General features: G+C 42.0%; 12 protein-coding genes. 4 read left to right on the top strand and 8 right to left on the bottom strand.

Annotated features, from left to right (window positions below; all coding sequences use genetic code 11):
* Window positions 1-6: 6 nt before the first annotated feature.
* Window positions 7-624 carry a hypothetical protein gene (locus tag EWE74_RS14435; protein WP_130142215.1) on the bottom strand — a complete coding sequence of 206 codons (618 nt, stop codon included), beginning with the start codon at window positions 622-624 and terminating at the stop codon, window positions 7-9.
* A 643-nt stretch (window positions 625-1,267) separates the two neighbouring features.
* The gene (locus tag EWE74_RS14430) at window positions 1,268-3,502 is read right to left on the bottom strand and encodes an ATP-binding protein (protein ID WP_239018667.1); all 2,235 of its coding nucleotides are present in this window, start codon (window positions 3,500-3,502) and stop codon (window positions 1,268-1,270) included.
* A 237-nt stretch (window positions 3,503-3,739) separates the two neighbouring features.
* Between EWE74_RS14430 and EWE74_RS14425 the strand changes: the two genes are divergently transcribed.
* Window positions 3,740-5,275 (top strand): PAS domain-containing sensor histidine kinase, encoded by a 1,536-nt coding sequence (locus EWE74_RS14425; protein ID WP_130142214.1) that lies wholly within the window; start codon window positions 3,740-3,742, stop codon window positions 5,273-5,275.
* Window positions 5,275-5,652 carry a response regulator gene (locus EWE74_RS14420; RefSeq protein WP_130142213.1) on the top strand — a complete coding sequence of 126 codons (378 nt, stop codon included), beginning with the start codon at window positions 5,275-5,277 and terminating at the stop codon, window positions 5,650-5,652. Before EWE74_RS14425 ends, EWE74_RS14420 begins: the two co-directional genes overlap by 1 nt.
* On the opposite strand, the gene EWE74_RS14415 is transcribed toward EWE74_RS14420, so the two are convergent.
* The 5 genes from EWE74_RS14415 to gnd all read right to left on the bottom strand — a co-directional run bounded on the left by EWE74_RS14415 (window position 5,653) and on the right by gnd (window position 10,480).
* A complete protein-coding gene (locus EWE74_RS14415; RefSeq protein WP_206365265.1) occupies window positions 5,653-6,417 on the bottom strand; it encodes an SDR family oxidoreductase in 765 nt (254 codons plus the stop codon).
* A gap of 17 nt (window positions 6,418-6,434) precedes the next feature.
* A complete protein-coding gene (locus EWE74_RS14410) occupies window positions 6,435-7,562 on the bottom strand; it encodes a DUF4861 family protein (RefSeq protein WP_130142211.1) in 1,128 nt (375 codons plus the stop codon).
* Window positions 7,563-7,570: 8 nt separating this feature from the next.
* Complete coding sequence (gene kduI / locus EWE74_RS14405) at window positions 7,571-8,422, bottom strand: 5-dehydro-4-deoxy-D-glucuronate isomerase (protein WP_130142210.1); 852 nt, start codon at window positions 8,420-8,422, stop codon at window positions 7,571-7,573.
* A gap of 79 nt (window positions 8,423-8,501) precedes the next feature.
* Entirely contained in the window at window positions 8,502-8,927 is a 426-nt protein-coding gene (locus EWE74_RS14400) for a Dabb family protein (protein WP_165384727.1), read from the bottom strand.
* Window positions 8,928-9,025: 98 nt separating this feature from the next.
* A complete protein-coding gene (gnd, locus tag EWE74_RS14395) occupies window positions 9,026-10,480 on the bottom strand; it encodes a decarboxylating NADP(+)-dependent phosphogluconate dehydrogenase (protein ID WP_130142208.1) in 1,455 nt (484 codons plus the stop codon).
* A 114-nt stretch (window positions 10,481-10,594) separates the two neighbouring features.
* On the opposite strand from gnd, the gene surE reads away from it, so the two are divergent.
* Both surE and EWE74_RS14385 read left to right on the top strand, forming a co-directional pair.
* Window positions 10,595-11,374 (top strand): 5'/3'-nucleotidase SurE, encoded by a 780-nt coding sequence (gene surE, locus EWE74_RS14390; RefSeq protein WP_130142207.1) that lies wholly within the window; start codon window positions 10,595-10,597, stop codon window positions 11,372-11,374.
* Between the two features lie 2 nt (window positions 11,375-11,376).
* Window positions 11,377-11,649 carry a hypothetical protein gene (locus EWE74_RS14385; RefSeq protein WP_130142206.1) on the top strand — a complete coding sequence of 91 codons (273 nt, stop codon included), beginning with the start codon at window positions 11,377-11,379 and terminating at the stop codon, window positions 11,647-11,649.
* Here the strand turns inward: EWE74_RS14385 and EWE74_RS14380 are convergent.
* Complete coding sequence (locus tag EWE74_RS14380; RefSeq protein WP_130142205.1) at window positions 11,640-15,755, bottom strand: hybrid sensor histidine kinase/response regulator transcription factor; 4,116 nt, start codon at window positions 15,753-15,755, stop codon at window positions 11,640-11,642. The genes EWE74_RS14385 and EWE74_RS14380 overlap by 10 nt on opposite strands.
* Window positions 15,756-15,785: the final 30 nt, after the last annotated feature.

Genomic DNA, 15,785 nt, shown 5'->3' with positions numbered 1-15,785 from the left:
GTTACTTTATACCACATAACTTGATACAATATCACTGTAATTTGGTTTCGGGTTGATCCCGATATAGGTAACACGGAAATCATATTCCGCAAACTGATCTAACTCCTCCAGCAAACAAGTCGATTTGGAGCAGAGTTGTACCGACCAAGCTGTTTCGGCACCTTTTTTACGAAACTCAAACTGGTACATGCGGGCACCTTCCCAACGGTCTACTTTCAGCTTGATCCTGGACGATCCGATTTCTTGTGGTTTCGCGACGAGACGAGTCGCCTTTGGTATGTAACCGGCATACGATTCCGCTTCCTTGGAGGGGACAAACCCGGCTGCAAGAATAATGGTCACATCTTTTTGCGCAACGGTATCGACATACTTCGATAGTTCGCGAAGTTGGTAAACGAGTGCTTTTCGCTTTGCTTTCCGTATTTTGACAGCCCGTGTGTCCCGGTAAGCGGCTTCGGTGGCCGATAGACGGAATGCCGCCAGTGCTGTTTCGACGACGTTTAGTGCGGGTACCGGATTAGGAAACAAAACTTCATTCGCTTTCATTTCGGTGATGATCTGCTCTACATATTGCATCATCGCGTCATCGCCTAATAGATGTGATTGTGTTGTTGGTCTTTTCATGATTTTAAAAATTTAAATGGTAAACAGATGTTTTTTTGATTGCTGCAACGATACAAACATACGACATCGGTTTGGCGCCGATATGGCAAAATCCTGCCAAAAATAGGGGTACCCCGAAAAACTTTTGGCAGGATTTTGCCATATGAGAGGTGTTTGAAAAGGGTTCTTTTTAAGCTAAAAACAATGTTTAAAGACCTTTAAAGATGGTTTTTTTACCCCCGTGGGGTGATAAAAGTCTAAATAAGAAACGGACAAGTTTTTTGCAAACTTGTACAACAATGCAAAATTATGGTAAGCGTTTTTATAAAAAGCGTGTGACACCCTATAAAATTCGTGCAAGGATTTCGTGTCATTAGGCGGGAGCGGGGTCTTATTACACGAGTGCGGAAAATAACCTTACTAGATCTTTGTTTGATTGGGGGGCCCAGGGACGCTATTGTTGGGTGATAGCCGAAAATACCACAGGTATGTTGCATTAGTATACAATACGCAGACATTATTGTCTTAAAAAATAAAGAAATGATACGGCTATGTTAATTTCCCGAACAAGGCTAAGCTGCACTCGCCGTAAAGCAGAACGAAATGCTACAGCTATTTTCGTTTATTGTACGATATAGGCGTGTAATTGCGGCGAGAGAGGAAGCTATTGGTGTCGAACAAAATCCACCCGGAACAACGTACCTTGGCCAACTTCGCTTTCTACGGCAATAGTTGCATTTAATCTATTGACAATCCTTTTGACAATAGATAAACCAACACCAGAACCTTCGTAACCCGTCGAATTTGGCATACGACGAAAGATCTCAAAAATATCACTATTATCTTTCAAATCCATGCCGATACCATTGTCTTCAATAAAGTAGGATATATGACTATTGTCAATTCGGCTATATACATTCACGCGGGGTTGTTGTTCCTTTCCGCTATATTTTATAGCATTACCTATTAGATTTAAAAATAACTGAAATAGTAATGTTCTTTCGGCTAATACGGGATAAACTTCACCAAGTTCAAAATGTAGATGATGTACGTTATGTTCCTGCTTGGCTGTTTCTACAATAGATAGAATATGTGCTGTTGGATCAATTAAATAAGGTTTCAATAGGACAGCGTTTGAGCTCGCAAATTCTTCATGCATTTTATCCATCATCTCGGCCATCAACTGTGCGGCATCCAAAATATTGGTACTACACCGCTTTAAAAACGCCTCGCTTAAATCGGATTTCATTTGAATCATCTGTGCGGAAAGCCGAATAGCAGACAACGGGTTTTTAAGATCATGCGTCAACGTATAGCTATAGGTATCCAACGTATTATTTGCGTTCACCAGTTCTTCGTTTAGTCGTTGTATCTCTCCAGCTTTTTTAGCCAGAACCTGTTGTACTAAAAGGACGATACGTTCGATAAACTGAATTTCCCGTTGTTCCCACTTGATGGATGTGCCTTGGTTGATTTGTTTCCAAGCCTCGAAAGAAGTACGTGGAGAAGGAAACTTCTGATTGCTAACGGGGTCATACTGTATGATTTTTTCGGGTTTACCCGCCCATACTTCTTCTATTCTATGTTCTTTCCGAAAAAATAACAAGGTCCAAGAGGAATCGGGAACAAGATTTGCTTTAATGACCCCTGGGAATAGTGGTTCGCTGGTTTGCAGCCCCTCCGTATAGGTAAATTCATGCGTAGCAAATACGTTTTCCTGCTGTACGTCCAGTAGTTTGTGAATGGCAGCGATATGCTGTTCTGCTGGTACATGACCAAACGAAAGTTGTTCTTTATGATTGCCAATCCACATGCCGTCTGCAGCCAGCTTGTTCATTAATCGATGTGCGAACTTGTTAAAAGTGGCCAATAAGTCATTATTTAACCACAGTTTCTCTTTCAGCTCTGCTTCCAGCTGACTTGTTAGCTCGATATATTGTGTTTCCTGTTTCCGACACACAGCCAGATAGTAATTGACTGCATACTGTGTCAAAAACGTGCAAGCGTGTCTTTGTGCGAGATCAACATGTTTGGGCAAGACGTTTTGGCAAGCTACCAAGCCCCAAAGTTCGCCATCCACGATAATAGAAAAGCTAGCACTTGCCCGAACTTTCGCATTGCGTAAATACTGGAGATGTATAGGAGATAGCGCCCGTACGCTGCACCGGGTAAGATCTATTTCTTCTTCTGTTGATTGTACCAAAGGACTAACAATGCTTTCGGTATCGGCAGTATGGCGGGCTAAGAATGCTTTATACAGCGCCCGTGCCTGTTGTGGAATATCAAATTCCGGATAGCGATATCCCAAAAGCGGATCAAGATTATGGCTAATCGATTCGGCAATTACCTGACCACTTTTATCCTCCTTAAAACGATAAATCATAACGCGGTCAAACTGGATAATCTCCCTGATCAGCTGTGTAAGCGATTTCCAGACATCACTGTCCTCGCGTTCAAGATGTTTAGCGTAGTAATAGAGTTTTGTTTGTTTTAGATCAAATCCGTTACTCTGTTCTATTTCGAGATACAACTTTTCTGCATGTCGGTAAATACTAACATAGTAATCAGAACCATCCAGATCTACCTTCTCTACAAAACGGTAAAATACGGGATCTGCAATTTCGTCTCTAAAATGCTGAAAAAGGGTATTGTATTTTGGCAAAAGAAAATACAGAAGTTCGTCTATATTCTTTCCGATCAGACTAGATGCCGAACAAAGCCAACGTTGCTCCGTATTTTCACTCGCAGCGATACATTGTTCATACCTGTCAAATACAAATAAATAGCCGAAAGACTGAATCTTTCCGCAGCTATGTATTCTTTCCTCATGACAGTCGATATGCCGCATACGTTCTCTCCTTTCTAAATAGTAGCCGACAAACCACCGTGCAATAAGCACGCGTATTAATATTTTGGTAGCAATAAGTTCTATGGAAAAACAAATTGAAACGTTCTCAAAACTACGAAAATTTTTTAAGTTAATATTTAAATCTATATTCTTTAAACGTTGGAAAATCTAGGAATTTATCGCAGACAATAAATTGTTGGGAAACAGACCAAAAACTATTCGCTATTTCGAGCGTTCATACAGAAACTATTTTTGTTCTCGAAACCGATCTAGTGGAAAAATGCAGGTATGTTACAAAACGATAAACAAAATAACAATACACGACACAACAACGAGATAGCACCTCTGATATATGCCGCGCTGGATGCAAGTTCGGCAGGTATCATCATCACCGATAATAGGCTTCCCGATAATCCGATCATTTATAATAATAAGGCTTTCGAACGTATTACCGGATATACGTCCGACGAGATTATTGGACATAACTGTCGTTTTTTGCAGGCGGGAGAACGTAAACAGGAGACACGCGAAGCTATACGTGAAGCGATTGACAACGGCATAGGTATTACCGTAGAGATCAGAAACTATAAGAAAGATGGCGATCTTTTTTGGAATGAACTTTCTATTTCTCCCTTAAAAAATGATGATGGGGAAATAACCCATTTTATCGGTGTGCAAAATGATATAAGTCTTCGGAAAAATGCAGAAGAAAAATTGATGTTCGAGCGGCTGCAGGTTGAAAAGAAAATCAATGAAAGAACGGAAAATCTGCGGTTAAACGAAGAATATTTTAATAGTATCATCCAAACAATACGAGAAAGCCTTGTTGTACTAGACCCCGATTTAAACGTGCTTACGGTTAATGAATCGTTTCTCCGGACGTTTAAGGTCACGCCTTCTGATACGGTTGGAAAGCAACTTTTCGATTTAGGAAATAGGCAATGGGATATTGACGGTCTACGGATACTGTTAGAAACGATACTGCCGACAAATAATCCAGTATTAGATTTTGAGGTCGAACACGATTTTCCACACATTGGGAAGAAAACGATGTTGTTGAATGCACACCGTATTGAACTCGAAGGAGATTATAAAGATAGAATATTACTGGCGATAGAAGATGTTACTGATCGGCGCTCGATAGAAAAAAGAAAGGATGATTTTCTGTCCATTGCCAGTCATGAGTTGAAAACACCATTGACAGCAATAAAAGGGTATATACAGTTAATCAGAAGATTGATGCCAGATGACAATAAAAAACTCAATGACGTTGTGCAGAAATCAGTCAGCCAGATTGAACGATTGGATAAACTCATCGTTGAGCTTTTGGATGTATCGAAAATCCAGTCTGGGAATCTAGACATCCATCATAAAAATTTTGATTTCGATCAGATGGTACGTGATACCATAGAACATGTCCAGTTTAATAGCGACGACCACACGATCAGCTTGAAAGGGAGTACAGGGGTTGTTTATAACGGAGATGAAACGCATCTAAGTCAGGTGGTCGGAAATCTTGTATCGAATGCCATTAAATATTCCCCTTCGCAGAAGCAGGTTCATGTTTATTTATCTCGATTGAAAGGACATATTAAGTTTTCGATTACAGATTCTGGCGTGGGAATTGAACAAAAGGATCAAAAGAAAGTGTTCGATAGGTTTTATAGGGTTGGTGCAGTAAAAGAGAAGTTTGCGGGGATGGGCATGGGATTATATATCTGTGAACAGATTATTAAACAGCACCAAGGGATGATATGGGTAGAAAGCGAATTAGGAGAAGGGTCGACGTTTAGTTTTACGCTTCCTATAAAAGAACAACAGTAATGACACGGAAAAAAATATTCATTTGTGACGATGATAAAGGCATTTCCGAAATGTTGGAAATGATATTTGAATTTATTGATGCCGAGACGATTGTAGAGACGAACAGCATAAATGCATATGAAAGGTTGCGCCAGTACAAACCGGATGTTCTCATTGTAGATTTATGGATGCCCGTCATTTCTGGTGATTTGTTGATTCAGAAAATAAGAAAGGACCGGGAGTTGAGCAATATATTTATTTTATGTATATCTGCAAGTCGCGATGGTAAAACCATCGCGCTTGATGCAGGGGCAGATATGTTTTTGCCCAAACCCTTTGATATGGACGGCATCCTTAGTATTGTGGAGGATGCGTTGAAAATCGAATCAGCTAATTAATTATCTGCCCATCCAGCCGCCATCGACGGTTAGGATTGTACCGTGTACATAATCCGAAGCCTTGGAGGCCAGGAATACGGCAGGACCTTTAAAGTCTTCCGGTTCGCCCCAACGCCCCGCAGGGATGCGCCCGAGGATAGAAGCGGAACGCTCCGGATCGTCGCGCAGAGCCTCCGTATTATCTGTAGCGATATATCCCGGAGCAATTGCATTCACATTCACACCTTTAGAGGCCCACTCGTTGGCAAAAGCTTTGGTCAATGAGCCGATTGCACCTTTGGATGCCGCATAACCCGGTACAGTGATACCTCCTTGGAATGTTAATAAAGAAGCGGTGAAAACAATTTTTCCGGAACCACGAGCGATCATGTCTTTCCCGATTTCACGGGTCAACACAAATTGTGCATTTTGATTGATTTCGATAATTTGATCCCAATATTCATCAGGGTGTTCCGCAGCGGGTTTACGCAAGATGTTGCCAGCATTATTGAACAAGATATCAATAACTGGATGGTCTTTTTTTACCTGCTCAATGAATTGATAAAGCGATTCGCGATTGGCGAAGTCACATTGATAAGCATAAAATTTGCGTCCGATGGCTTCTACGGACTGGGCAACTTTGGAATTTTCCAATTCTAATGTTGCCGATACGCCGATAACATCAGCACCGGCTTCAGCAAGTGCCTCTGCTAAGGCTTTTCCGATTCCGCGTTTGCAGCCTGTAACTAAGGCCACTTTTCCGGATAGATCAAATGTATTTAGAATAGACATTTTTTATGTTTTTATTTTAGTTTAACAACCAAAGGATTTTTTAATTTTTCTACTTGTTTTTCGACAAGGCCTTTCCATTCGTCGGCAGAAGTCACCTGACCCGCTTTGTTCCAAGCAGCGCCATTGTAATATACAAAAGGCTTATTCTGCTGAACTTCAGTGCCCAGTAAAAACTGTGCATTATCGTTATCGATAAACGTGGATTTGTTTTCCGTTAATATTAATGCCGTTCCGGTTTGGCCATGCCCCTGGATATCTGGCTCCCAATAAGCCAAGCTACCGTTTGATTCGTTAAAGTCGTACTGCGGTTCGCTTTCTCCTCGTCTTGCTAGCCCAACGACTACAGGCGTGCTTTCCGACTGTTGGTTTTTAAGGTCGATGACAACTTTATTGAAGTGTTGATCCGCATCGAGCGATATGGTTTTGGTCAGGGAGATCATTTGCCCGTTTATTTCCTCCGGTTCAAAAGTGAGTTGAAATGTGGTTCGAAGCGGACCATTGTCTAGTATTTGGTATTCCCGATAGTGTTTGGTGAAATGCACTTTACCATCAAAATAAGGCATTATATCGCCCGCACCCACGGTCTGCCCTACCGAATAATAGTCCAGTCCTTCGCCGTGGTCGGTATGATAATCGTTCTCCTTATACCATTTGTCTATCACCAATTCTTCTGTTCGTTTTGCCCATACATCCATCCCCTGTGCATCATCTGGTCGTCCCTCTAGCGCTTTGCCATACATACGAAAAGCAAGTACATTGTTTTCCCAGGCGAAATCGTCAAAACGCTCTGGCACAAAGCGAGCAAAGGTTTGTGCTTTGAACGCCGGTTTGGCCTCCTGTTTTGTTACAGATAGTGTAACTTCACCTTTCGCATCTACAGGTATCCAAATCAATACGTTTTCAGGGGTGGTATTTCCTCTTTTTTCCAGTTGATATGGAAGCGCAGTCTCGGTATCCATCAGCTTGACTGAAAAGATAGAGTCTACATCAAAATGTGTTGTAAACTCATCATAGGGAATACTGATGAGCTCCTGGCGTGCAACATCCGTTGGATTGCTGACGACAATGCCTTTCTGTTGCTCAGCGCAGCTTGTACTTAACAAAGCACAAGCTAGGATCGACCAAATCGTTTTCTGCATCGCTGTTGCTATTTTAAATCCGTTATGGCACATTTATCCATATCATCGTAGTCCAAGTTTTCACCGGCCATTCCCCAGATAAACGTATAGTTACTGGTTCCGGCGCCCGAATGGATAGACCATGGAGGAGATATAACGGCCTGCTCGTTTTTCATCCAAATATGACGTGTTTCATCAATTGGTCCCATAAAATGAGAAACGGCTTGGTCTTTTGGTAAATCGAAATAGAAGTATACTTCCATACGGCGGTCGTGTGTGTGGGATGGCATGGTGTTCCATACAGAACCTGGTTGTAGTTCGGTCATGCCCATCTGCAATTGGCAGGTATCTAGTACCTTGTGTAGTAGCATCTGGTTGATAACGCGGTGGTTTGCTGTTTCCATGGCGCCGAGTTCTATTTTATTTGCTTCGGCTTTGGTCACGCGCTTTGTTGGAAAACTGTGGTGTGCCGGCGTAGAATTCAGATAAAACTTCGCCGGGTTCGAGGCATCATTGCTGCTGAAAAAGACTTCTTTCGCGCCTTTTCCTACATATAAAGCCTCCTTGTGACCAATTTCATAGACCGTACCATCTACTTCTACCTTTCCATCTCCACCCACGTTAATAACGCCTAGCTCCCGTCTGGAAAGAAAGTAGGGTTCCTTCAAAAGATCATCTATCGTCTCCAGTTGCAAGCGTCCGTCGACAGGCATTGCACCACCGGCCATATAACGGTCGTAATGGCTATATACAAAATGGATTTTATTCGCTGCGAAAACGGTTTCAATCAGGAAGTTTTCACGAAGGCCCTTGGTATCCAATGATTTCGTTTCATTGGGTCCAATCGCATATCGACTCTCGAAAATGGTGTGGTTTGCCATAGTATTATAATGATTAAACTGATAAATGGTCTAAGATAAGAGTTAAAGTGCACTTAAAGGCAAATATCTTCGGAAACGTTTACATAATGATCGTATCCCTAACCTCCACTTTTGTCCAATATTTACTGTATTGTTCCGCTGCAGAAATATGCGTAGGATGTGTTTCGTACGTGTTAATATCGTCCATGTTCTGAAAGGTAACGACCAAGTTGTATTGAAAGGAATTGTCAACAACCGGGCGTGGATTGGTAGGAGCAGGTTTTCCGTATTGCAAGGTTTGCACACCAGGTACTTTGCGAAGCTCTTCAAAAAAGTTTAGGAAATCCTGCTCTTCTTCCTCGGTAATATCGTCTTTTAACCAAAAATATACACTATGTAAAATGGTACCATTCGTGATTGTGTTAGCAGACTTTGTGCCTTCTTCCACCGAGGAGGTACAGGATGTAAGCAACGTACCGGTTAAACCTGCGGCAGTCACTGATTTTAGAAAATTTCTTCTTTCCATGCTCATGATTTTTAACGAAAGATACGGGTTTATATTTAAAAAAATGCGCTGAGGAAGCCCCAGCGCATGAAATGAAAAATCTAAATAAAATTTTAGACTTATACGTCGTAGGTTGTGGAGGAAGTCTCCCCACCGCGACCTGTCCAGTTGGTATGAAAAAACTCACCACGTGGTTTGTCGAGGCGCTCGTAGGTATGCGCGCCGAAATAGTCACGCTGTGCCTGCAACAGATTTGCCGGCAGGCGTTCGCAGCGATAGCCATCATAGTAGATCAAGCCGGCACTGAGGCAAGGAACAGGAATACCGTTGGTAACCGCCGTTGCAACCACCCGACGCCAGCCATGCTGGGCTGTTTGAATTTTATCTTTAAAGAAATCATCCAGAATCAGGTTTTGCAATGCCGGATTTTTATCAAAGGCTTCTTTGATCTTGCTTAAGAAAGCAGAACGGATGATACATCCCTCGCGCCACATGAGCGCTATACTGCCGTAGTTTAATTCCCAGCCAAATTCCTTGGCAGCCGCGGCCATCATTTGATATCCCTGTGCGTAGGAGATAACTTTAGCCGCATATAACGCGTCGCGTAGGTCATTGATGAACGCTTGGCGGTCCCCATCGAAAGATGGCTTTGGCCCTTCTAACACCTTAGAAGCTGCTACGCGCTCATCTTTCAGTGCCGATAAGCAACGCGCAAATACCGACTCGGCAATAAGCGTAAGCGGTATGCCCAGATCAAGCGCTACCGTTCCTGTCCATTTACCGGTACCCTTTTGTCCGGCGGTATCAAGAATCTTGTCCACTAGCGGCTCGCCGTCTTCATCCTTAAATGCTAAGATGTCACGGGTAATCTCAATCAGGTAGCTATCCAACTCACCTTCATTCCATTCCTTGAACACTTCATGCATCTGATCGGGTGTCATACCCAGCACATCTTTCATGATGTGATAAGTTTCGTTGATCAGCTGCATATCGCCATATTCAATACCGTTGTGCACCATTTTCACAAAATGTCCTGCGCCACCGGAACCTACCCAGTCGCAGCACGGAGAACCATCGGCAACTTTTGCAGCAATCGACTGAAAAATTGGCTGTACGGCAGGCCATGCTGCCGAAGAACCGCCTGGCATGATCGATGGACCCAATAATGCACCTTCTTCTCCGCCCGACACACCAGTTCCGATATAATACAAACCTTTGCTTTCTACATATTTGGTTCGTCGCTCGGTATCCGGAAAATGGGAGTTTCCGCCGTCGATAATGATATCGCCCTCATCCAGATGTGGAATCAATAGCTCGATGAAGTCATCAACAGGTTTCCCGGCTTTTACCATTAACATTACTTTCCGCGGACTTTTTAACGACTGGATCAAATCCTCGATGGAAGTAGCTCCATAGATATTTTTACCCTTTGCGCGACCGTTGACAAAATGTTCTACCTTGTCTACTGTACGGTTGTAAGCAGACACATGGAAGCCTTTGCTTTCCATATTTAAGATAAGGTTTTCCCCCATAACGGCGATACCAATGACGCCTATATCTGATTTTTGTTGCATATCTGTTTTAATTGACTTCCAAAGTTATACTTTACGTATACAAGAACAAATAGAAAAATGATGAATTTTGTATAAATTAAGCAAAAAAAAGAACATAAACCTTATTTTCGCCCTATGGCAAAGAAGAAACCGACGATTTTGGTCGTTAACGATGATGGCATTACTGCTCCTGGAATCAAGGTGTTGCTGGAAGAAATGCAAAAAATAGGTAATGTCGTTGTGGTGGCTCCCGACAGTCCACAATCAGGGATGGGGCACGCCATTACCATTGGCAAGCCGCTCCGCTTGGATAAAATCGATTTGTATGAAGGTGTGGAGATGTATAAATGCTCTGGCACGCCGGTAGACTGTGTTAAGCTTGCCGTAAATAAGATTTTTAAAGGTAAAAAGCCGGATCTGTGCGTATCGGGCATCAACCACGGATTGAATTATTCGATCAACGTATTATATTCGGGCACAATGTCTGCTGCCGTAGAAGGGGCCATAGAGGATATTCCATCGATTGGATTCTCCTTGGATGATTTTTCCCATCATGCCGATTTTTCCCATTGCCGACCCTATGTAAGGGCTATAGCACAGCAGGTGCTGGATCGCGGATTGCAAAAAGCGACCTTATTGAATGTTAACTTTCCACATATCAGCCAAGAGCTGAAAGGAATAAAAATATGTAGACAGGCTACTGCTAAGTGGTTTGAGGAGTTTGACGAGCGTTTGGATCCTTATGATAGAGAATATTTTTGGATGACGGGTAAATTTCAATTGTTGGACAGAGGAGAGGATACCGACGCTTATGCTTTGAGTAATGGCTATGTTTCCATTGTGCCGACACAGTTTGATATGACCGCTCACCATACCATCACGGAATTAAATTCGTGGAATTTTGATGTGAAATAGGAATGAAAAATAACTTTTGGATAGGTATGGCATTAGGGGTTATTTTTCCATTGCTGGCTCATTTAGCAACGATCTTTACCTCCATTCAAACGTCTTTATTTATACAAAAGCCTATCGCTTTGTATGTAATTGCTGCTACCCTGAACCTTATTTCGGTTCGTTTCTTATACCGTAACGAAAAAGAAGCTACAGCTAATGGCGTGGTGTTGGCTACATTTTTAGCGATGATTGTCTTGATCGTGTTTATGCGAGAGATGGTATTTTCCTATGCCTGATGTTTTTTCTCCTGGTATTGTTTTTTATATTCCGAAGGTGTAACCTTATATAATTCTTTAAAACTCTCCCGGAAATACTTGAGGTCGTTGAAACCGACTTCGTAAGCTACCTGTGATACATTCATTGGTGTATGGGTAATCAGTGTGCTTGCTTTTTTAAGTCGGATGAGCCGAATAAAAGTAGAAAGATTTTGACCGGTAAGCGCTTTTAGTTTTGTATAGATAACCGTACGGCTCATATTCATCTGTTCGATGAATGCGCTAACGTTGAAATCCGGGTCACTAATATGATGCTCCACAACAGAAATTGCTTTTTCCAAAAAAAGCTCATCGGGTGAAGATATAGTCAGCTTCTTAGGCTCCAGTATAGTATCCTGTTTAAATTTGCGGACTAGATTGGCTCTCGTTTTTAATAAATTATCGACCCTAAGCGCCAAAATTTCTGCATTAAAAGGTTTGGTAATATAGGCATCTGCTCCCGTACGATAGCCTTTCTCTTGGTGGACCGAGGATGTTTTTGCCGTTAACAATATCACCGGAATATGACTGCAGATCAGCGTTGTTTTGATGTATCGGCAGAGTTCAAAACCGTCCATAATCGGCATTTGCACATCGCTGACAATCAGGTCAATAGTTTCTTGATGAGCGATCGCAATAGCATCTTCTCCGTTTTCGGCGGTGAAAACACGGTATTTGTCCTTGAATATTTCTTGAATGAACTTTTGAAGATCGATGTTGTCTTCCACAATGAGAAGATTTTGTCGGCTTTCCACAAAATGGGTGTCGGACGAAGGTTCTGCGTCTATACCTATCTCTTGCTGTAGGTCAAATTGATCTTCTCCTACATCCACGTATTGTAAGTCTTCTTCGTATCTTTCGAAGATAGCTGATTCTTCTATACATTCATTTTTTTCCAGATGTTCGTTTCCCAACTTTAATAAGATACTAAAACGTGTACCCTTGGTTTCAGAGCTGTTGACGATGATCTTGCCCCGATGAAGCTCCACGAGTCGCTTGGTCAGGGAAAGTCCTATACCGGATCCGAGATTCTTTTGTTTGTAAGGAAGCTGGTAAAACTGCTCAAAAATGAGCGGAAGATCTTCTTTGGAGATAACTGGCCCGAAATTAAGGACACTAATTTTTACATAATTCACAAGCTTACCATTCACTTTCTTTGAGGTAGTAGAAACATATATCGTTATATCGCTGTCGTCATGACTGAATTTGAAGGCATTCGACAATAGGTTAAACAACATGTTTTTCAGCTTAGCCTTATCGAACCAGACGGGAATATGATCATGGCGCGTGATGAACCGATATTGGATGTTTTTTTTATCTGCAAGTGCGTCAAAGGAGCTTTTAACCTCCTCGATAAAAGGCACGATATTATTTTTTGTGGCTTGTAAGGTAAGCTTTCCGGATTCACTTTTTCTAAAATCTAATATCTGATTGACCAACTGTAATAGCATCCTTGCGTTTTTCAACATAATATCATGTTGCCGCTGAATATAAGAATCACCTAGTTTTTTGTGAACCATCTTTTCAAGGGGGCTGATGATTAACGTTAGTGGTGTTCGAAAGTCATGCGATATATCCGTGAACAATTGAAGCTTCAATTGATTGATCTCTTCTGCTCGTTCTTTTTCTTTTCGCTCTTTTATACGTAGAAGAGTTAATTTTCGGATGTAAAGAAACAGGCTGCTACACAAGATAAAATAAAGTAAATACGCCCACCAAGTTTTCCATGGAGGAGGGAGTACATGTATACGAAGTGTTGTCCCCCGCTCATTCCAGATCCCATCATTATTAGCCCCGATTACTTTAAAAACATATTCTCCCTGCTGAATATTGGTGTATACAGCGCGTCGCTGGTTTCCAATATAGTTCCAATCTTCGTCATATCCCTCCAACCTATATGCAAACTCGTTTTTCTCGGGGCGCATATAGCTTAATGAGGTAAAATCTATACTAAAATTATTTTCGTTGTACGCGAGGATAATGGTCGTCACCGAATCTGTGATTTTACGGAAAAGCGCATTATTTACATCGATATTAGTAATATCAATCGGAGGCACAAACGTATTTCTTCGAAGATCCTTTGGGTCGAAGTAAGACAATCCGTTTGTACCGCCAAAGAACAACTCGTTTTTACCTGTTTTAAAAAAAGAGCCATAGTTGAACTCGTTTCCTTGTAGACCGTCTGATTGATTGTAGTTTTTTAACGTGTTGGATGCGGGATCGATTTGGCTGATTCCGTTATTGGTACTTACCCAGATCTTACCGTTGTCGTCGGGTAGAATACCATAGATAATATCATTTGGTAAACCGTCTTTTTTACTGTAAGATTTTGTTGTTTGTTCTTTAGGATTGTATATATACAACCCTTGCCCTTCTGTTCCGATCCAGTAATGGCCGGATGGGTCTACGAATATGGTATTTACATAGAGAAGGGGCTCCGTTTGGGCGTGTTCCTTTACTTGTACGCGCTGTTTCTGTTTTGTATGGATATGAATAGTTTCTATACCGTTGTTCCCACCAATAAGTAATAAGTCCGGGTTTTCGGTCTGGGTTATGCTCATCACTGTTTTGATGTCCTTATCGATTTTCGACAGTATTTTTCTATCTGTGTCATAGAAAATCAATCCCCCGGTGAGCGTGCCGATCCAAATGTTACCATTATGGTCTTCAAAAAGAGTAAGCACTTTATAAGCTTTTAAAGAAATATTTTGGTTCGGAGGAAAGTCTATTTTTTGAAATTTAAAGGGCTTTTCGCTAGCGGTTAGAAGATCTAGCCCACCATCGTGCATACCTATCCAAATATTGCTGTCGCGGCCAATAATGACTGATTTTATGTTGTTGGCACTTATGCTATGTGGGTCGTTTGCACGATGGGTATAATAGGTAAACTTCTGTGTGTTTCTGTTGTAGTAGTTCAGCCCGCCGCCCTCGGTACCTATCCATAGGTTGCCGGATGCATCCTCGGCCATGCCGCTGACCACCTTGTAGTTGAGCTTATTGGCGGTATTTCCTGCGTGTATGTTTTTGAAAACGGTGTTGTCCCGGTTGTAGTAATTGATGCCGTCGGCCCAGGTTCCGATCCACATGTCGCCCCGCGAATCGCGAATAATGCGGTAGATCGAGTTTTGGCTCAGGCTGCCGGAATTATCCGGATCGTGTACAATATGCTTTAATTCCTGACGGTCGGCACTTAGAATGTAGAGTCCTGAATAGCTGCCTATCCACAGGTTTCCGGCATGGTCTTCGCAGATGGTACGTGTAGCGCTGGTGATGGCTTTCGATTGCTTAAATTCGAAGTCGACAAAGCTTTCCGTAGAGCGGTCGTACCGTGCAAGACCCTGCTCATATCCGAGCCATAGTGTGTTTTTCTTATCGAGATATAGGGAAGGAAGGTCATTCAGGTGGATGCTACTCTTATTGGCTTTCTGTGGATACTCCAAGCGTTTAAACTGACCTTGCTGGATATTATATACATCAATATAACGGGTATTACAGATCCAGATATTGCCATCCCCATCCCGTAAAAAGGACCGTAGGTTATTGTCGCTCAGGGAATGTGGCTTGCCGGCTTGTTTTTGAATTTTTTTGATTTCATTTGTCTGTATATCCAATTGGATAATCCCGTTCTCGGTGGCGACCCATAATATGCGGCTGCTTAACTGTGTAATATCGTGTACCAAGTTATCCGCCACGGCATGAGGGGAATCCGCGAATGTATAACGAATGAATTTGTCTGTGGCAGGATTATATTTGTTTAATCCCCTTTCGGTACCCACCCAAAGATTCCCGCCCTGATCTTCATATATCGCATGTATGTTGCTGTTACTTAAACTCGCACTGTCTGTTGTATTGTGTCTATAAACCACAAATTTTTGACCATCAAATTTATTTAGACCATCCCGTGTTCCGAACCATATAAATCCTTTCTTATCCTGTATAATGTCTGCTACGGATCTTTGGGATAAACCATTTACAGAAGTGAAATGTTGGAATTTTAGATCATCCGGTATATTTTTTAGCTTTTGTGCATGTACCGCTTGTAAAAATGTCCCCCAAAAAAGTGTAAAACAAAAGAGATAAATGTTCATTCGAAACACGGTTATGAGCCCAAATTTAAG

It is taken from the genome of Sphingobacterium corticibacterium (genome assembly GCF_004208525.1).
In the GTDB taxonomy this organism is placed as follows: Bacteria; Bacteroidota; Bacteroidia; order Sphingobacteriales; family Sphingobacteriaceae; genus Sphingobacterium; species Sphingobacterium corticibacterium.
Note: the sequence above shows the minus strand (reverse complement) of the source record. Positions and strands in the feature narration are given on the sequence as shown.